The following is an 18,491-nucleotide window of genomic DNA, read 5'->3' as shown; positions in this document are numbered from 1 at the left end:
CCGGGCTATGATCGCGGCATCGACCGACTGGTGCTGTGCTGCGCGCGATCATGATCCGCTTTGCCACCCACGACCTTGCCCCGCAGGATCGATTCGACCACTGGCGTGAAGTCCGTGGCAAGCATCTGTTCGGCGTCACCATCGAGATGCCTGCTGCACGACGTGCGGGCTTTCGCGGCACGTTCAGTGCGCGTCCGATCGGGAATGCCATCGCCTCCGAACTGCGTGCGTCGGCCTATCAGGTCAGTCGCACGCCTGCCGACATTGCCCGCGTGGCCGCCGACAGCCTGTGCATCGGCTGGCAGATTCACGGCGCCGGGATGTTCGATACCGGCAGTGGACACCATCAGTTCGTAGGCAATGGCGACATGATCGTCAATCATTCCGATCAGCCATACCGCGCGACACCCGCCACGACAGACGACTTCCACTTTCGTCTGCTCAAGATCCCCGTCGACGACACATTGATGCTCGGCCAGCCGGTCGATGATCTGTTTGCGGCCCGCTACGTGGCGAGCGAGGCGTTTTCCCGTCCGTTTCGCGCGCTGTTCCGCGCACTGACCGCCAACGACGCGCACCTCGACGATCCGGCGGCCGACCTTGCCCATGTGACCCGCCTGGCATTGGTGGCACGGGGGCGTCTCAGACCCGGCATGACGGAAGTGCGGGCGGCCCTGCGTGCCGGCCAGCGATACGCGGCACGCGAGATCATGGCGCGCCGCCGGCATCAACCCGACCTCACGCCGACGATGGTTGCAACCGAACTCGGCATTTCCGTACGTCAGTTGTTTATCGTCTTCGAAAGTGTCGGTCAATCCTACCTGCAGACGCTGACGCTGTTACGCCTGGACGCGGCACTGAACTTGCTCGCTGCGCAGGACACTGTGTCGGTCACCAAGATTTTCCAGATGTGTGGCTTCGACAGCCTCGCGACCTTCTATCGTGTCTTCAAGCGTTATCACGGCATGGCGCCCGGGGAATACCGGGAGCAGCAGCTTGCGATGCAACGCACGAGCATGTGACGCAGTGTTGACGCTCGGCTTTCAATACGCTAGTCGCACCACCTTGCCGTGGCATGTCATCGGTTGTCATCTGGCAGTCATGCTCGGGGCAATCGCTATGACGTCATAAATATAGCGGCCCGAATTAAAAGGCAAAGCGTCCCGTTGAAAATCACGAAATACCCGCGTTTTCAAAGGATAAAACGCCTGTAAACCCAGACGTGGCGCGGCTTTCCCTGGGGGGCGCCGTGTGAAATTTCGAGACGTGTTGAGCCAACGCAAATTGTGAATGCGACGCGCTTTACATGACATGTTCGAAGGGCAATAATCGCTCCGTAATCGAAGACCCGACTGCGCAGTCGTTACCAAAAGTCAGCGGGAACCGCCCCCCAAATCATCGGAATCGTTCGGCGTTCCTGCTTTCGCTCGCCCGCCGGTGCCCCGTGCATCGGCTCAAAGCCAGGGAAACGCCATGAGTCACTTCGTTGACCGTCTTCGCTTCTTCACGTCGTCGCGGCCGCAGTTCTCCGAAGGCCACGGTGCAACGACGGACGAAGACCGTCGCTGGGAAGACGCTTACCGCCAGCGCTGGCAATTCGACAAGATCGTGCGCTCCACGCACGGGGTGAATTGCACCGGGTCCTGCTCCTGGAAGGTGTATGTCAAAGGCGGCATCGTCACTTGGGAAACGCAGCAGACCGACTATCCCCGCACCCGTCCCGACATGCCGAATCACGAGCCGCGCGGCTGTTCCCGTGGCGCGTCGTATTCGTGGTATCTCTACAGCGCCAATCGTCTGAAGTACCCGCTTGTGCGAAGCGCGCTCGTGTCGCGCTGGCGTGAAGCTCGCAAGTCGCTCGCGCCAGTCGAGGCGTGGGCTTCCATCGTCGAGAACGAGTCGTCGCGCCGCGCGTATCAGACCCGGCGGGGCCTGGGAGGGTTCGTGCGCGCGTCGTGGGACGAGGTCAACGAAATCGTCGCGGCAGCGAACGTGTACACGGTCAAGCGCTACGGTCCCGATCGCGTGACCGGTTTCTCGCCGATTCCGGCCATGTCGATGGTGTCGTATGCCGCCGGCGCACGCTATCTGTCACTGATCGGTGGCGTGTGTCTGAGCTTCTACGACTGGTATTGCGATTTGCCGCCGGCGTCGCCGCAAACCTGGGGCGAGCAGACGGACGTACCCGAGTCGGCAGATTGGTACAACTCCACGTTCATCGTGATGTGGGGCTCGAACGTGCCGCAAACCCGCACGCCCGACGCCCACTTCATGACCGAGGTGCGCTACAAGGGCACCAAGATCGTTTCGATCTTCCCCGACTACGCGGAGGGCGCCAAATTCGGCGACCTCTGGCTGCACCCGAAGCAGGGCACCGACGCCGCGCTGGCCCTCGCGATGGGGCACGTGATCCTCAACGAGTTCCATCTCGCAGGCAAGAGCGATTACTTCATCGATTACTGCCGTCGCTTCACCGACATGCCGTGCCTCGTGCGCCTGGTGCCGCATGGTGACGGCTACGTGCCCGAACGCCAACTGCGTGCGGCCGATTTCGAAGGCGCGCTGGGACAGCCGCACAACGCCGACTGGAAGACGGTCGTGATCGACGAATTGAGCGGTGATTACGTCGCTCCGGTCGGCTCCGTCGGCTATCGCTGGTCGCAGGGCGACGAGGCGAATCAGGGCAAGTGGAACCTGCGCGAAGAGGGGCCCGACGGCAACGCCATCAAGCCCCGGCTCTCGATGGTCGAAGGTCACGACGAGGTCGTGACCGTGCTGTTCCCGTACTTCGGCAACCAGCCGCATGCGCACTTCACCTGCACGTCGCACGCGTCGACCCAGCGTCGCAATGTCGGCGTACGACGCGTGAAGACGAACGAAGGCGAGGTGCTGGTCGCGACCGTCTACGACCTGTTCGTCGCCAACTACGGTCTGGATCAGGGCCTGGGCGGCGAGCACATCGCACACACCTACGACGACGATGTGCCGTACACCCCGGCGTGGCAGGAAGCCATTACCGGCGTGAAACGCGAAGACGTGATTTCCGTCGCGCGTCAGTTTGCCGAGAACGCGCACAAGACGCAGGGCAAGTCGATGGTCATCATCGGCGCGGGCATCAATCACTGGTTCCACATGGACATGTCGTACCGCGCCATCATCAACATGCTGGTGATGTGCGGTTGTATCGGCAAGTCGGGCGGGGGCTGGTCGCACTATGTGGGACAGGAAAAGCTGCGTCCGCAGACCGGCTGGACGCCGCTGGCATTTGGCCTCGACTGGCATCGTCCGCCGCGCCAGATGAACGCGACGTCGTATTTCTACGCCCACACGGATCAGTGGCGCTACGACAACAGCGACCCGTCGGGCCTGCTGTCGCCGCTTGCCGACAAGACACCGTTTCATGGCCGTCCCATCGACTACAACGTGCGGGCGGAGCGCATGGGCTGGCTGCCCACGGCACCGCAGTTGCAGACGAACCCGCTGGACGTCGGGCGCTCGCTCCCGGATCCGGCAACGGCAGGGCAATACGTGGCGGGTGCCCTCAAGGACGGCTCGTTGCGCATGTCGTGTACCGACCCCGATCACCCGGACAATTTCCCGCGCAACCTGTTCGTGTGGCGCTCGAACTTGCTTGGGTCGTCGGGCAAGGGCCACGAGTACTTCCTCAAGCATCTGCTTGGCACGACCCACGGTGTGCAGGGGGAAGACATCGGCAAGCAACACGGGGCGCGCCCGGAGGAAGTCAAATGGCGTGACGAAGCGCCCAAGGGCAAGCTCGATCTGCTCGTGACACTCGACTTCCGGATGTCCACCACCTGCATGTACTCGGATATCGTGTTGCCCACGGCCACGTGGTACGAGAAGGACGACCTGAACACGTCCGACATGCACCCGTTCATCCATCCGTTGTCGGCCGCTGTCGACCCCGCATGGCAGTCGCGCAGCGACTGGGAGATCTTCAAGGGCATTGCGAAACGCTTCTCCGAACTTTGCGACGGTCATCTCGGCGAGGAGACCGACGTCGTGCTCGCACCGATCGCACACGATGCGCCCGGCGAACTCGCCCAGCCTTACGAAGTGAAGGATTGGGGCGCCGGGCAATGCGATCCGGTCCCGGGAAAGACGGCGCAGGGCGTGGTACTCGTCAAACGCGATTATCCGAACACGTACAAGAAGTTCACGTCGCTCGGACCGCTGATGGACACGATCGGCAACGGTGGCAAGGGCATCAACTGGCAGACGCACGAAGAGGTCGATCTGCTGGGACAGCTCAACTACAAGGTCGACGAGCCGGGGGTGTCGCAGGGGCGTCCGCGAATCGATTCGGCGCTCGACGCCGCCGAAGTGATCCTGACACTCGCGCCGGAGACCAACGGCGAAGTCGCCGTGCGTGCCTGGGAGGCACTCTCGAAAGCGACCGGACAGCCTCACGCCCATCTGGCCGACGCCCGCGCCGACGAGAAGATCCGGTTCCGGGACATTCAGGCGCAGCCGCGCAAGATCATTTCGTCGCCGACGTGGAGCGGGATCGAATCGGAGCACGTGTCGTACAACGCCGGCTACGTCAACGTTCACGAACTGGTGCCGTGGCGCACGTTGAGCGGGCGCCAGCAGCTCTATCAGGATCACCCGTGGATGCGGGCGTTCGGCGAGTCGCTGTGCGTGTACAAGCCGCCCATCGACACGGGCAGTTACGCGCACATGCTCAACCAGCGCAGTAACGGCAACCGCGAGAAGGTGCTCAACTTCCTCACGCCGCACCAGAAGTGGGGCATTCACAGCACCTATACCGACAACCTGTTGATGTTGACCATGTCGCGCGGCGGGCCGATCGTCTGGATGTCGGAGGACGACGCGCGCGAGCTCGAGATCGTCGACAACGACTGGATCGAGTGCTTCAACGCGAACGGCGCGCTGTGCGCCCGCGCCGTGGTGAGCCAGCGGATCCCGAGCGGGGCGGTGATGATGTATCACGCTCAGGAGAAGATCGTGAACACGCCGGGTTCGGAGATCACCGGCACGCGCGGCGGCATTCACAACTCGGTGACCCGCATCAGCGTCAAGCCGACCCACATGATCGGCGGCTACGCCCAGCTTTCGTACGGTTTCAACTACTACGGCACGGTCGGCTCGAATCGCGACGAGTTCCTGGTAGTGCGCAAGATGAGTCGTATCGACTGGCTCGACGATACCGCCGACCAGGTGCTCGTGCCCCCGACCGGAGAACGCCAATGAAAGTCCGCGCACAGATTGCGATGGTGCTGAATCTGGACAAGTGCATCGGCTGCCACACCTGCTCGATCACTTGCAAGAACGTCTGGACCAGCCGCGAAGGCATGGAGTACGCGTGGTTCAACAACGTCGAGACCAAACCGGGCATCGGTTATCCGAAGGACTGGGAGAACCAGAAGCGCTGGCGCGGGGGCTGGACACGCAAGGCCAATGGCAAGCTCGAGCCGCTTCAGGGCGGCAAGCTGAAGTTGCTCGCGAGCATCTTCGCCAATCCGCATCTGCCGGAGATCGACGACTATTACGAGCCGTTCACCTACGACTACGGGCATCTGCAAACGGCTTCGGACGCCAAGGCGATGCCGGTGGCGCGACCGCGTTCGCTGGTGACCGGCGAGCGCATGGAGAAGATCGAGTGGGGGCCGAACTGGGAAGAGATTCTCGGCGGCGAGTTCGCCAAGCGTTCGCAGGATTACAACTTCGAGGCAGTGCAGAAGGACATCTACGGCCAGTTCGAGAACACCTTCATGATGTATCTGCCGCGCTTGTGCGAGCACTGCCTGAATCCGGCCTGTGTGGCGTCGTGTCCGTCGGGCTCGATCTACAAGCGCGAGGAAGACGGCATCGTGCTCGTGGATCAGGACAAGTGCCGCGGCTGGCGCATGTGTGTCTCCGGCTGCCCGTACAAGAAGATCTATTACAACTGGCACAGCGGCAAGGCCGAGAAGTGCATCTTCTGCTACCCACGCATCGAAGCGGGGCAACCGACCGTATGTTCGGAAACGTGCGTGGGCCGCATTCGCTATCTCGGCGTGCTGCTGTACGACGCCGATCGCATCAGCGAGGCCGCCGGTGTGCCGGACGAGAAGGATCTCTACGAGGCCCAGCTCTCGGTATTCCTCGATCCGAACGATCCCGAGGTTATCGCACAGGCCCGGCGTGACGGTGTGCCAGACGCGTGGATCGAAGGCGCGAAAGCGTCGCCGGTCTACAAGATGGCCATCGACTGGCGCATCGCGTTCCCGCTCCATCCGGAGTACCGCACCTTGCCGATGGTGTGGTACGTCCCGCCGCTCTCGCCGATCAATGCCGCCGCCAACAGTGGCGATCTTGGCATGAACGGTTCGCTGCCCGACGTGGCATCGTTGCGCATTCCGCTTCGCTATCTGGCGAACCTGCTCACGGCGGGCCACGAGGCGCCGGTCAAACTCGCGCTCGAACGCTTGCTGGCCATGCGGGCCTTCATGCGCGCCCGTCACGTCGACGGCGTGCAGGCCGACGATGTCCTGCAGCAGACGGGCCTGTCCGTAGCGCAGGTCGAGTCGATGTACCGGTATCTCGCCATCGCCAACTACGAAGACCGGTTCGTGATCCCGACGGCGCATCGGGAATATGCGGAGAACGCCTTCGAATTGCATTCGGAGTGCGGCTTCTCGTTCGGCAACGGCTGCTCGCCGGGCACGGACACCGGCAACCTGTTCAACCCGGTCAAGAAGAATCAGCGGACCATCCCGATTCAGGAGATCTGACATGTCCGCATCCGATATCACGCTCGGCCTGCAGTGCCGCCTGCTCGGCGCGCTTCTGCATTACCCGGGCGAAGACCTTCACGAGGCGATGCCGGAAATCGAGCGCACGCTATTGGCCAATCCGCGCCTGGGCGGTGCGGCACGGCGAGATCTCGACGCATTTTTCACCTACTGGCGCGAGCGCGATTTGCTCACGCTGCAGGAGAACTACGTCGCGCAGTTCGACCGTGGCCGTGTGACGTCGCTCTATCTGTTCGAGCACGTCTATGGCGAATCGCGCGACCGTGGGCAGGCGATGGTGGACCTCATGCAGACGTACGAGCGCAGCGGCATCTATCTGGCGCCTGGCGAACTGCCCGACTATCTGCCCGCGTTTCTGGAGTATGTCTCGGTCCTCTCCGAGACGGAGGGTGTGGCGCGTCTGAAGGACATCGAGCATCTGCTCCAGGGCATCGACGCCGGGCTTGCGAAGCAGGGCTCGCCGTATGCCGGGCTCACGCGCGCACTGCTCTGGCTGACCGGTGCTTCGACGGCACAACGCGAGGCGAAGGCCGCGCCGGCGCATGTCGACGACGCGGCGCAGATTCCGCAGGCGAAAGATTACGAGGCGATCGACGCGACCTATCAGGACGCGCCCGTGCGCTTCATGGGCGCGGGCCATCCGGGCGGGCAGGGCAACACCGTCGGAGAACCGATCCAGTTTCATGCGCGCCGTCCCGGGCGTTGAGTTCGGAAAGCAAGGAGTGTGACCATGCAAGCTTTCTTTCATCAGTTCGTGTTCGGCATCTATCCGTACATCTGTCTGACGGTGCTGCTCGTCGGCAGTCTGATCCGCTTCGACCGCGAGCAGTATTCGTGGAAGAGCGATTCGTCGCAGTTGCTCAAACACGGCATGCTGCGCCTGGGCAGCAACATGTTCCACTGGGGCATTCTGGTGGTCGTGGCCGGGCATTTCGTCGGGTTTCTGGCACCGCACTGGCTGGTGTCGCCGTTCCTGTCGGCGTCGCAGCATCAGCTGCTCGCCATGGTCGGGGGCGGGGCGGCCGGGGTCGTGGCGATCATCGGTCTGACGATCCTCATCATCCGCCGCATCGGTACGCCGCGTGTGCGCGCCACAAGCCGCACCTGGGACATCGTCATCGTGTTCATGCTCTGGTTCCAGCTCGCACTCGGGCTGGGGACGGTGCTGCTGTCGATGCGGCACATGGACGGCGCGATGTTCGAGCAACTGACCGACTACGTGAAGGGCATCGTCACGTTCCAGCCGGGCGTCGCGGTCCTGCTCGAAGGCGTGCCGCTGACGTATCGGGCGCATATCGCGCTCGGCTTCACGATATTCCTCGTGTCGCCGTTCACCCGGATGGTCCATATCTGGAGCGGTTTGGCGTCGGTCGTGTATCTCATCCGTCCGTATCAACTCGTGCGCAAGCGCTGAAGTCGTTGTCTTTCACGTCATAACGCCAAGGACTTTCCTTATGCAAACTGTGATGGCAGAGGCGCGCGCACCGCTGCGCGTGAACGGCGTCGAGATCGAGGCGAGTGCGATCGAAGAAGCGGTCGCGGAACTGGCACCGGAGACGCCCGGGAGCGGGAACGAACCCGATGCTGACGCCGAGCAGACGGCGCGCTACGCCCTCGCGATTCGCGAGTTGCTGCGTCAACGCGCGGTCGAACTGGGACTGACGGTGGATGCCGGGCGGCTCGACGCCCTGGCCGATGCGGTCTTCGCCCGGGAAGTCGCCACGCCGGTGGCGACCGCGCAGGAGGCGCGCCGGTATTACGACCAGCACCCGGAGCGCTTCACGAGCGGCGAACTGGTTCACGCCAGTCACATCCTGTTCGCGGTGACCGGCCGCGCGCCGCTCGCGCTCATGCGGGCCAAGGCGGAGGAGACGCTCAACGGCATTCTCCAGAACCCCGATCAGTTCGAAGGCATGGCGCGCGAGTGCTCGAATTGTCCGTCTGCGCAGGTCGGCGGCAGTCTCGGCCAGCTCGACCGCGAAAGCGTGGTGCCGGAGTTCGCGCAGGGTATCTTCGGCACGTCCGAGACGGGCGTATTGCCGCGCCTGATCAAGACGCGCTTCGGTTTCCACCTGGTGCGCATCGATCACCGGGTGCCGGGCACGTTGATTCCGTTCGAAGCCGTCCACGACGACATCGCCACGATGCTCACCGAGCAGGTGCGCCTGCGTGCCACGCGTCAATATGTGCTGCTGCTCGCTGCACAAGCCGATCTGGAGGGCGTGACGTTTGCGCCAGCCGACGGGCCGCTGGTCCAGTAAAGGAGAGGGCATGGATACCGCACGCGTTGCCGCATCGCCGGCCGTTGCCGATAACACGCCTGCGCCGGGGCCGAAGGCCTATTCGGTGCTGTTCGCCAGCACACTCGCGTTCCTCGTGTGCTTTGTGGTCTGGATGATGTTCGGGGTATTGGGCATCCAGTTGCGCGAAGACCTCGGCCTGAACAGTACCGAGTTCGGCCTGCTGACAGCCACGCCGGTACTCACGGGCGCTGTAATGCGCCTGCCGCTCGGCATCTGGACCGACCGCTTCGGCGGGCGCATCGTGATGACGGTGCTGCTCGTCGCGTGCTCCGTACCGGTGTTCATCGTGAGCTACGCCACGCAATTGTGGCAGTTCCTCGTCATCGGGTTGTTCCTGGGGTGTGTCGGGGCGTCGTTCGCCGTGGGCACGCCGTATGTCGCCCGGTTCTTCCCGCCCGCAAAGCGTGGCTTCGCGATGGGCTTTTTCGGTGCGGGCACGGTCGGCGCTGCCGTCAATCTGTTCATCACACCGACCTTGCAGGCGGCCTACGGGTGGCGGATGGTGCCGCGCATCTATGCGGTGGCTTTGATCGTGACGGCAGTGATTTTCTGGCTGGCGTCGGCACCGGACCCCGGCGCGGGCAAGAAGGGCGGCTCGATTCTCGAGTCGTTCAAGGTGCTGCGCAATGTGCGAGTCTGGCGGCTGTGTCAGTACTACTCGATCACGTTCGGCGGGTTCACGGCACTTTCGCTGTGGATTCCGCAGTACCTCAAGGCGGAATATGGCATGACGGTGGTGATGGCGGCCGCCGTGGCTGCCGGCTTCTCGCTGCCGGGTTCGGTGCTGCGCGCGGTCGGCGGGGTACTCTCGGACAAGTTCGGGGCGCACGCGGTGACGTGGTGGTGCCTGTGGGTGGCGTGGATCTGCCTGTTCCTGCTGTCGTATCCGAAGACGGACTTCGTCATCTACACGATCGACGGCCCGCAGACATTCCACATCAGCGTATCGGTCGTTGCGTTCGTGCTGCTGGCCTTTGTACTGGGCGCGGTCTTCGCGTTCGGCATGGCCTCGACGTTCAAGTATGTCGCCGACGAATTCCCCGAGAATCTCGGCGTTGTCACGGGCATTGTCGGTCTGGCCGGCGGCCTTGGCGGCTTCCTGCTGCCGATCATGTTCGGCGCGCTGCTGGATATTCTCAAGATCCGGTCGAGCTGTTTCATGCTCATGTACGGCATCGTCTGGGTGTCGCTGATCGTGATCTATCTGTCCGAGGTGCGAAAGGCCCGGGTGATGTAGGACGCGGGGGAAGGCTGCCGAAGGAAGGTGTGGCTACAAGGGCACATCCTTGCGTGTTCATTTAGGGCAAAATGGCGTGACGATCGCGGTGTCGTCACCCCATCCATCACCCTGTGACGCCTTCATGTCCATTCCGGCAGTCTTCATCAGCATAGCGATCCTATCGTGCGTCATGAGCGTGGCGGTGCTGGGCTCCCTGTTCAAGGCAGAGGTGCCGGGGATCCGCCTGTGGTGCGTGGCCAGCGGTCTGCTGGCCGTGGTGGCGGGGTTGCTCCTGATCGGCACGTCGAACGGGATCGTGGTCGCGGCGAGCACGTTGCTGATGGTGGCCTCGATGCTCGGCCTGCGCGGCTTTCGCCAGTTCCTGAAGACGCGGGCATCGGTGCCCTGGGAGTTCGGCGTGTGCGGCGTGATCTTCGTCATGCTCGTCTACTGGACGTTCGTGTCGCCGCATGTGGATGCCCGCAGTGCCATGATTTCGGCGTTCATCGCCTATGTGCGCTTTCAGATCGGCTGGGAAGTGCTGAAGTACCGGCCCGCTGGGCGTCCCAAGTATGCCTATTACTTCGTGTCCGTCGCCGCCATCTCCGGTGCGGTGATCCACGGGATCCGGGCCGTTGCCTACGCGTCGGGATTGGCGCACGAAACGGTCTTCCTCGAACCGACGCCCCTCAATGTCGTGTTCCTCGGCATGGCAACGCTCACGCTGCCATGTCTGTCGGTGGGCATGGTGCTGCTGGCGCACGACCGACTTGCCGACCGGATGGAGCGTCTGGCGACGTTTGACGACCTGACCGGCGTGCTGGCGCGACGCGCGTTCATCGCCCGCGCCGAGTCGGTCGCCGCCGCCACGGCAGCCGGGCGGCCCTCGTTTTCCATCGCGATTCTCGACATCGATAACTTCAAAAGCATCAACGACCGTTACGGGCACGCGGCCGGCGATTGTGCGCTGGCACACGTTGCATCGCTGATCGCGCATGCCGTGCGCGATCGCGATATCGTCGGCCGGATCGGCGGCGAGGAATTCGCGTTGTTGTTGCCGGCGGAAACGAAGGAAGAGGCCGGGCGCGTGGTCGACCGGTTGCGAGAGATCGTGGCCGTATCGGGCTCGTGCGTGCCGGGCAGGGAAGTCGTGGCGACGCTAAGCGCCGGTGTCGACGCGTTCTGCGAAGGCGATACGCTGGCGTCGGTGATGGCGCGCGCCGACGCTGCGCTATATGCCGCGAAAGCGAATGGGCGCAATTGCGTCGTGGTCGCGCCTGCGCACGTATTGCCGGATCATCAGGATCCGTCGCCACCCGACTGGGGCTCGCACTCGCAGCGGCTGGCGTAGTGCGGTCTCGCTCGCGGCGTCCGGCGCAGGCGGTCAGGCCAGCGTGATCTGCGATACCCTCGATTGAAGGGCTGCAAAGGCCTCGGAATCCTCCGCTTTCTGATTGGTGATGAGCCGATCGATCCGCGCGGTGGCGCAATAGCTGATCCGGCTGCAAAGGCCGATCTTGCTGTAATCGGCAAGAATGAAGGTCTGCGTCGCATTGGTCACCATGGCGCGCGCGACTTCCGCTTCCTGATGATCGTAGCTCGTTGCACCGTAGTTCGCGTCGACGCCAACCGGCGACAGCAGCGCGACGTCGGCACGATAGCGATGCAGCTCGGCAATGGTCGTGTCACCGAACGTCGCGGGCAAACGGGCGCCGAGCGCCCCCCCGAGCACGTAGACCTGGTTGCCTCGCCCGTCGTCCCCTGCACGTTGCATGTTCAGGGCGACATCGAACGAGTTGGTGATGATCGTCAATCCCGACAGTGCGGCGAGCGCTTCGGCAAGAATGGCGGTGGTGCTTCCCGCGTCGAGGAACAGCGTCTGCCCGTTGCTCACGAGTGACGCGGCAGTTTTGGCAATGGCGCGCTTGTATTTGATTCGCGTGTTCGCACGCTCGGCAATCGGCGGTTCGTCCTGCACCCTCACGGCGCCGCCGTGCACGCGCTTCAGTTCGCCCAACGCCTCGAGTTCGAGCAGATCGCGCCGGACGGTTTCGCGTGAGACATCGAGGTCCGCAACGATACGGTCCGTCGACACCCGCGAGTAGGCCGAGAGCAGTGCCCGAATCCGGGTGAATCGTTCTTCCTGCCACATTATGCGGCCCCCTTTGCGCCGAGCTTCGGGCTCAGTTTGCCGAGCGCCGCGCGCATGATGAGCAACGCGGCACCCACAACGGCAATGATGATCGTGGAGAAGGCAGCGGCTTGCGACACGAAGCCGGATTCGTCAAGGCGCATGACCGAAACGGACGCCACGTTGAGGGTCGGCGTGACAAGGAAAATCACCGCCGAGAGCGTGACCATGGAACGCATGAACAGAAAGAAGAAGACGGACAGCACGGTTGGGACCATGAATGGTAGCACCGCGTCGCGCAGCACTTGCCCCATGTGACCGCCCAGACAACTGGTGACTTCCTCGAGCGCAGGCGGGACGGCGCGCATGCCGGTGACCATCGTCAGGAATCCCTGCGTGTGATAGTGGTAGAAGTTGCACAGTGCGATGAGTACCGCGCTGCCATAGAACCAGTACAGCGGAGTGCCCGGCACGTTGAAAGCAAAGATGTACGACAGACCGATCACCAGCCCGGGCACGCCGACGGGCAGCACGGCCAGCAGATACACCGCTTTCGACAGCCCGCCCGGCAGTCGCTTGGTGCCGAAGGCGAGCGAGAACAGCAGGATCACGCCGATGAGTGCGGCGGCGATCGAAATCTGAAGCGAGGTCCACAGCGGCGTGTAGCCGTCGGCCAGCGTGATGTCGTAGTTCGCCAGCGTGAGCGTCATGCGGTACGGCCACAGCTTGACGAAGCTCGCGAAGACGACCGTGCCGACCAGTCCCACGATCAGCAGCGCGACGAGCCAGGCAAACCCGCCGAATGCGCCATCGCGAACCCGGGCGGGCGTCGGGCGAACGGGAATCAGGCCTTCCGACGCACTACCGAACTGGCGTTGCGACGCCACACGTTCGATGTAGATCGACACCAGCGACGGCAGCAGCAACAGAATGCCGACGACCGACCCCATGCCGAAGTCCATTTGTCCCGAGACCTGACTGTAGATCTCGGTCGCGAGTACACGATAGTCGCCGCCGATGACCGCCGCGTTACCGAAATCGGTCAACGTGACGATGAACACGACGAACGCCGCGCTCAATACACCGAACTTGCAATTCGGCAGCGTAATGTCGAAGAACTGCCGCCAGCCGGAGGCGCCCATGACTTCGGCTGCATCGTAGTAGCGCGCATCCGAATTGCGCAACGAGGCCTGAAGAATCATCACGGCCTGCGGCAGCGCGTAGAAGACGTTGGCAATCAACAAGCCCCAGAAGCCGTAGATGTTGATGTCCCAGCCGGTCCACTTGTGGACCAGCCCGTTGCGCCCGAGCACGAACAGCAAGCCCAGCCCCTGTACCAGCGAAGGCGCAAGCAGTGGCAGCGTCAATGCCGCGCGAATCACGCCGGTGCCACGCATGCGCGTGCGCTCCAGGGCGAAGGCCACGAGGAAGCCCCCGACGATGCACACGAGGGTGGTCGCAAAGCTGACGGACAGGCTGTTGCGCGTGGCCGTCAGGATGCCCGGGGTGGTGGCCAGTGCGGCATAGTTGCCGAGCCCGAACGAACCGTCCTTGAGAATCAGGCTGTGCCACGCAATGGTGAGCAGCGGATACACGAAGAACAGCGTCAGGCCGGCAAGCGGTACCAGAATCGACACGGCAACGAGCAGTTGCTCGGCGCTGCGCCCGGCCGGGCGCATCAATTCCGGCGTGCGAGGCAGACTGGCAGGCGTGGCACTCATACGCTCACCCATGCGCAGGCGTCGTGGTCGGCTTCGATGCGCACGGCGTCGCCGGGTTGCGCCGCCACGCCACGATGACATTCCGCAATCAGGTGCTTTCCACGCCAGTCGATTCGCAGGCGGCTCAGGTTGCCGAGATAGGTGATGTCGCGAATGCGGGCGTCGGCACCGGGGTCGCGGTGGACGACAAACTGTTCGGGCCGGATGCACGCTTCGAAGTGGCTGTCGTCGCCACTTGGCCGGCTCTGCATCAGATGCGGCAGGGCGTCGCGCACCCAATCGGTTGGCAGCAGATTGCTGATGCCGACAAAGTCCGCGACGAATCGTGTCGCCGGGCGCGAGTACAGCTCCTGCGGCGAACCGATCTGCTCGATACGTCCGTTGTTCATGCAAACGACCTTGTCGGCCAGCGTGAGGGCCTCTTCCTGATCGTGCGTCACCATGATCGTCGGAATGCCCAGGCGACGCTGCACTTCGTGAATCTCGGTGCGCATCTCCGTGCGCACGCGCGCGTCGAGCGCGGACAACGGTTCGTCGAGCAGAATCAGGGCGGGATCGACCGCAAGGGCGCGCGCCAGTGCCACGCGCTGTTGCTGGCCGCCGGAGAGTTGCCACGGATAGCGGGCTGCCAACTGAGGCAACTTGATGAGGGCGAGCAGTTGCTCGACGCGCTTGCCGATACGGTCGCGCGATTCGCCGCGAATTCGCAGGCCATAGCCCACGTTTTCGGCGACGGTCATGTTCGGGAACAGCGAATACGACTGGAAGACGATGCCGAATCCGCGCTTCTTCGCAGGCACCGATCCGAGGTCCTTGCCGCGCAGCGTGAGCCGTCCGCTGTCAAAGGGCATCAGTCCTGCGATGATGCGCAGCAGCGTTGTCTTGCCACAGCCGCTCGGGCCGAGCAGGCAGACGAACTCGTGCTCGTCGACCGAGAGATTAATGCGTTCGAGCGCAACGAAATCGTCGAAACGCTTGCAGATGTCCGTGATTTCCAGCGACATGTCGGCTTCTCCTTGTCCTCATCGTCCTGCGCTCCGAGGTGCCCGATGCGGCGCAGTGGGCCGCATCGGTAGCACCGGGGGAATGGCCGTCAGCGCTTCATCGAGTCCTGCCACGTCTTGATGGTGCCGTCGCGCTCGGCAGCCGCTTGCGGGAAGTTCACCGGGTAGAGCACCTTGGTGATGTCCTTGGGCAGGCCGGCATTGACGGAGGCTTCGGACGGCGTGATGCCCGGCACCGTCACGATCTCCTTGTACTTCTTGTAGAGCGGCGTGACGTTGTTCGAGAGCGTCCAGTCGAGGAAGCGCTTGGCGTCGGCCTTGTTCTTCGACGTCTTCATCAGGCCGGACGCTTCGAGTTCATAGCCGTCCCAGTCGGTGGGGATCACCATCTTGATCGGGTAGCCGGCTTCGATCGACTGCATGGCGGGGAAGGCAAACGACGCGCCTACGGCGTACTCCCCGGTTCGCGCCATCTTGCAGGGCTTCGAGCCGGAGTCCGTGTACTGGGCGATGTTCGTGTTCAGTTGCTTGAGGAATGCCCATCCCTTGTCCTTGCCCTGGCCTTGCAGAATCGCGGCGATTTGCAGATACCCCGTGCCGGACGCCGCCGGATTGGGCATCACGATTTCGCCTTTGTAGATGGGCTTCGTGAGGTCGGTCCACGATGTCGGCATCGGCAGGTTCTTCGCCTTGAGTCGTTCCGTGTTCACGCAAAATGCCGCCATGTAGCCCGTTGCGGCAAACCATTTGCCGCTGGCATCGCGATACTGCGCGGGCAGCACGTCCACGCCTTTGGGCGAGTACGGTTCGAGCAAGCCTTCGATGCGCTTGTCGAGCATGTTACTTACGGCAAAGCCCCAGATGACGTCGTTGCGCGGATTGTTCGACTCGGCCAACAGGCGGGCACCGAGATCGCCCGTCGACAGGCGTAGCACGTGAACCGTAACGTCCGGCATGGCTTTCTTCGCAGCTGCCAGGTAGGTGGCGATTTCGTCGTCTTCCAGCGCGGTGTAGACGGTGATTTCACCCGCATGCGCGGCGGTGCTCACGAGCAGCCCGAATGTCGCGGCGAGGGCGGTGGAAACGGCAAGTTGCTTGATACGTCGCATGGCGAACTCCAGTAGATGTTTTCGCAATCGACGGGGCGGCGCATGCGTCAAGAACTGCCGTGTTCGCCGTGGGCCCGTGTCCCTTCAGTACACAACTTATTTTTGTTATTTTGTGCATATTTGCAAATTTGTGTATCTGTGTCTAGACTAAAAAAAACATTTTTCACGGGCCAATGTCGTCGCTTGCCGACGTGCCATTGACCGGGAAACTCAGCCGGTTTCGCCACAGTGTCGACGCGTCGTCGCACGCGTCGAATCTCTTGGGAGTTTGCCAATGCCTACCATGTCGGGCGCCGCTATCGAGCCGTCTTTGCAGGCCCTCTCGGATTTCGCCGAAACGCTGGCAGACGAAGTGCGTCCGCTATCGCTAGGGTGGTTCCGGCGTCGTCTCGAGATCGACCTCAAGGCCGATGAGAGTCCGGTGACGATCGCGGACCGCAATGTCGAGCAGGCCCTGCGCCGACGCATTGCCGAGCGGTTTCCGACGCATGGCATTCTCGGCGAGGAGTTCGGTAGCGCCCACGCGGATGCCGAATTCGTCTGGTCGATCGATCCCATCGACGGCACGCGGAGTTTCATCACCGGATTTCCGCTTTGGGGCACGCTCCTCGCCGTGCTGCATCGGGGCTCGCCGGTGGTCGGTGTCATCGATATGCCGGTGCAGGCCGAGCGATGGGTGGGTCGATACCGGCAGGGCGCGTGGCTCAATGGCGCTGTGTGCACCACCAGCAAGATCACCCGGCTGTCCGATGCCACCGTGTACGCCACCTCTCCCGACATTTTTCAGGGCGCGGAAGCCGATGCCTTCGCACGATTGTCCGGCGCCGTGCGCAGCCGCCGCTTCGGTGGCGACTGCTATGCCTATGCGCTGCTGGCGAGCGGCCATATCGATCTGGTGATGGAGGCGAGCCTGCAGCCCTACGACTATCTGGCGCTCGCGCCGGTCATCGAGGCGGCCGGCGGGGTCATCACCGACTGGGACGGCCAGCCACTGACGCTGCATTCGCGCGGCAGGGTGATCGCTGCGGCGAACGCCGAGCTGCATCGTGAAGCGCTGGCGGTCATCGGCTGCGTGGCGCCCTGAGGCTCGGCGCCCGGTGCGGCGCGACAGTTTTTGCAAGCGGGTGCGCACCGGTGGCGCACGGGTTCACAACAACGTCTAGTGAGTAGAACGATGCAAGAACGCGCGGTGAAAACGGTGGCAGACGCGGTTGCGCTGGTCGAGGCGAGTGCGTTGTCGCATATCAAGGTGGGCCTGTCCGACATCGATGGCGTCATGCGCGGCAAATACCTGCGCAAGGACAAGTTCCTGTCGGCGCTCAAATCGGGATTTGCCTTCTGCAATGTCGTCCTGGGCTGGGATCTCGACGATCATCTGTACGACAACGTCAAATACACCGGTTGGCATACGGCGTATCCCGACGCGCAGGTACGTATCGTGCCGGAGAGCTGCCGTCGACTTGCGCTGGAGACCGGGCCGGGGGGCGAGCCGATGCTGTTCTTCCTCGCGGAGTTCGAAGGCGATGCGGCAGACGTCTGTCCCCGGCGGTTGCTACACCGGGTGCTCACGCGCGCCGACGAGATGGGGTTCGACGCCTACGCCGCGCTGGAGTACGAGTTCTTCATGTTCAACGAAACGCCGCAGTCGGTGCGCGAGAAGGGCTATCGCAACCTCGAGAACTGGACGCCGGGCAATTTTGGATACTCGGTGCTGCGCAGCACCGTGGCCTCGGATTTCTACCGCCAGCTCAACGAGATGTGCGAGGGCATGGACATGCCCATCGAGGGGCTCCACACCGAGACCGGGCCGGGCGTGCTGGAAGCGGCGCTCGCCGTCGACCTCGCGGCCAACGCGGCAGACAAGGGCTTTCTGTTCAAGACGTTCACCAAGGCGCTGGCCCAGCGCAACGGTCTGATGGCAACGTTCATGGCGAAGTGGTCGCATGACCATCCCGGACAGAGCGGCCACATTCATGTCTCGTTACGCGACAAGAAGACGAATCGATCCGCGTTCTACGACGAGAGCCAGGCCTACGGCATGAGCCGGACGCAAGCGAGTTTCATGGCGGGTGTGCAACGGTATCTGCCGGAGTTCATGGCGATGTACGCGCAGACCGTCAACAGCTACTCGCGTCTCGTGCCCGGTTACTGGGCGCCGCTGGACGCTACCTGGGGCATGGAGAATCGCACCACGGCGCTGCGTCTGATTCCCGGCACCGACAAGT

14 protein-coding genes are annotated in these 18,491 nt (G+C 63.2%); 10 read left to right on the top strand and 4 right to left on the bottom strand.

Annotation, left to right across the window (positions count from 1 at the left end; translation table 11 throughout):
• Positions 1-50 precede the first annotated feature (50 nt).
• From ABWO90_RS00070 to ABWO90_RS00035, 8 genes are all read left to right on the top strand, one after another.
• Positions 51-1,022, top strand: coding sequence for a helix-turn-helix domain-containing protein (locus ABWO90_RS00070; protein ID WP_353189157.1), 972 nt, complete (start codon positions 51-53; stop codon positions 1,020-1,022).
• Positions 1,023-1,473: 451 nt separating this feature from the next.
• Positions 1,474-5,235, top strand: a complete 3,762-nt coding sequence (locus ABWO90_RS00065; RefSeq protein WP_353189156.1) for a nitrate reductase subunit alpha — start codon at positions 1,474-1,476, stop codon at positions 5,233-5,235.
• Positions 5,232-6,758 carry a nitrate reductase subunit beta gene (narH, locus tag ABWO90_RS00060; protein WP_353189155.1) on the top strand — a complete coding sequence of 509 codons (1,527 nt, stop codon included), beginning with the start codon at positions 5,232-5,234 and terminating at the stop codon, positions 6,756-6,758. Before ABWO90_RS00065 ends, narH begins: the two co-directional genes overlap by 4 nt.
• A 1-nt stretch (position 6,759) precedes the next feature.
• Positions 6,760-7,485: a nitrate reductase molybdenum cofactor assembly chaperone gene (gene narJ / locus ABWO90_RS00055; RefSeq protein WP_353189154.1), complete on the top strand. Its 726-nt coding sequence runs from the start codon at positions 6,760-6,762 to the stop codon at positions 7,483-7,485.
• A gap of 24 nt (positions 7,486-7,509) precedes the next feature.
• Entirely contained in the window at positions 7,510-8,193 is a 684-nt protein-coding gene (narI, locus tag ABWO90_RS00050; protein WP_353189153.1) for a respiratory nitrate reductase subunit gamma, read from the top strand.
• Between the two features lie 40 nt (positions 8,194-8,233).
• Positions 8,234-9,040: a peptidylprolyl isomerase gene (locus ABWO90_RS00045; protein WP_353189152.1), complete on the top strand. Its 807-nt coding sequence runs from the start codon at positions 8,234-8,236 to the stop codon at positions 9,038-9,040.
• Between the two features lie 10 nt (positions 9,041-9,050).
• The gene (locus ABWO90_RS00040; RefSeq protein WP_353189151.1) at positions 9,051-10,319 is read left to right on the top strand and encodes an MFS transporter; all 1,269 of its coding nucleotides are present in this window, start codon (positions 9,051-9,053) and stop codon (positions 10,317-10,319) included.
• A gap of 124 nt (positions 10,320-10,443) precedes the next feature.
• Complete coding sequence (locus ABWO90_RS00035) at positions 10,444-11,652, top strand: GGDEF domain-containing protein (RefSeq protein WP_353189150.1); 1,209 nt, start codon at positions 10,444-10,446, stop codon at positions 11,650-11,652.
• 33 nt (positions 11,653-11,685) lie between these two features.
• On the opposite strand, the gene ABWO90_RS00030 is transcribed toward ABWO90_RS00035, so the two are convergent.
• From ABWO90_RS00030 to ABWO90_RS00015, 4 genes are all read right to left on the bottom strand, one after another.
• Positions 11,686-12,453, bottom strand: coding sequence for a DeoR/GlpR family DNA-binding transcription regulator (locus ABWO90_RS00030; RefSeq protein WP_353189149.1), 768 nt, complete (start codon positions 12,451-12,453; stop codon positions 11,686-11,688).
• A complete protein-coding gene (locus ABWO90_RS00025; protein ID WP_353189148.1) occupies positions 12,453-14,153 on the bottom strand; it encodes an ABC transporter permease subunit in 1,701 nt (566 codons plus the stop codon). Before ABWO90_RS00025 ends, ABWO90_RS00030 begins: the two co-directional genes overlap by 1 nt.
• Positions 14,150-15,157, bottom strand: a complete 1,008-nt coding sequence (locus ABWO90_RS00020; RefSeq protein WP_353189147.1) for an ABC transporter ATP-binding protein — start codon at positions 15,155-15,157, stop codon at positions 14,150-14,152. The genes ABWO90_RS00025 and ABWO90_RS00020 overlap by 4 nt, the downstream gene beginning before the upstream one ends.
• 89 nt (positions 15,158-15,246) lie before the next feature.
• Positions 15,247-16,266, bottom strand: a complete 1,020-nt coding sequence (locus ABWO90_RS00015) for an extracellular solute-binding protein (RefSeq protein ID WP_353189146.1) — start codon at positions 16,264-16,266, stop codon at positions 15,247-15,249.
• Between the two features lie 274 nt (positions 16,267-16,540).
• Between ABWO90_RS00015 and hisN the strand changes: the two genes are divergently transcribed.
• Positions 16,541-17,350, top strand: coding sequence for a histidinol-phosphatase (gene hisN, locus ABWO90_RS00010; protein ID WP_353189145.1), 810 nt, complete (start codon positions 16,541-16,543; stop codon positions 17,348-17,350).
• 90 nt (positions 17,351-17,440) lie between these two features.
• Positions 17,441-18,491: glutamine synthetase family protein (locus ABWO90_RS00005; protein WP_353189144.1), on the top strand; the 1,051-nt coding region annotated here is incomplete at its 3' end.

The organism is Pandoraea pnomenusa (assembly GCF_040391475.1).
Lineage (GTDB): Bacteria > Pseudomonadota > Gammaproteobacteria > Burkholderiales > Burkholderiaceae > Pandoraea > Pandoraea pnomenusa_C.
Note: the sequence above shows the minus strand (reverse complement) of the source record. Positions and strands in the feature narration are given on the sequence as shown.

Coding starts and splice junctions, on each gene's coding strand:
- ABWO90_RS00070 (WP_353189157.1), top strand. CDS start 51: ATGATCCGCTTTGCCACCCACGACCTTGCCCCGCAGGATCGATTCGAC.
- ABWO90_RS00065 (WP_353189156.1), top strand. CDS start 1,474: ATGAGTCACTTCGTTGACCGTCTTCGCTTCTTCACGTCGTCGCGGCCG.
- narH (WP_353189155.1), top strand. CDS start 5,232: ATGAAAGTCCGCGCACAGATTGCGATGGTGCTGAATCTGGACAAGTGC.
- narJ (WP_353189154.1), top strand. CDS start 6,760: ATGTCCGCATCCGATATCACGCTCGGCCTGCAGTGCCGCCTGCTCGGC.
- narI (WP_353189153.1), top strand. CDS start 7,510: ATGCAAGCTTTCTTTCATCAGTTCGTGTTCGGCATCTATCCGTACATC.
- ABWO90_RS00045 (WP_353189152.1), top strand. CDS start 8,234: ATGCAAACTGTGATGGCAGAGGCGCGCGCACCGCTGCGCGTGAACGGC.
- ABWO90_RS00040 (WP_353189151.1), top strand. CDS start 9,051: ATGGATACCGCACGCGTTGCCGCATCGCCGGCCGTTGCCGATAACACG.
- ABWO90_RS00035 (WP_353189150.1), top strand. CDS start 10,444: ATGTCCATTCCGGCAGTCTTCATCAGCATAGCGATCCTATCGTGCGTC.
- ABWO90_RS00030 (WP_353189149.1), bottom strand. CDS start 12,453: ATGTGGCAGGAAGAACGATTCACCCGGATTCGGGCACTGCTCTCGGCC.
- ABWO90_RS00025 (WP_353189148.1), bottom strand. CDS start 14,153: ATGAGTGCCACGCCTGCCAGTCTGCCTCGCACGCCGGAATTGATGCGC.
- ABWO90_RS00020 (WP_353189147.1), bottom strand. CDS start 15,157: ATGTCGCTGGAAATCACGGACATCTGCAAGCGTTTCGACGATTTCGTT.
- ABWO90_RS00015 (WP_353189146.1), bottom strand. CDS start 16,266: ATGCGACGTATCAAGCAACTTGCCGTTTCCACCGCCCTCGCCGCGACA.
- hisN (WP_353189145.1), top strand. CDS start 16,541: ATGCCTACCATGTCGGGCGCCGCTATCGAGCCGTCTTTGCAGGCCCTC.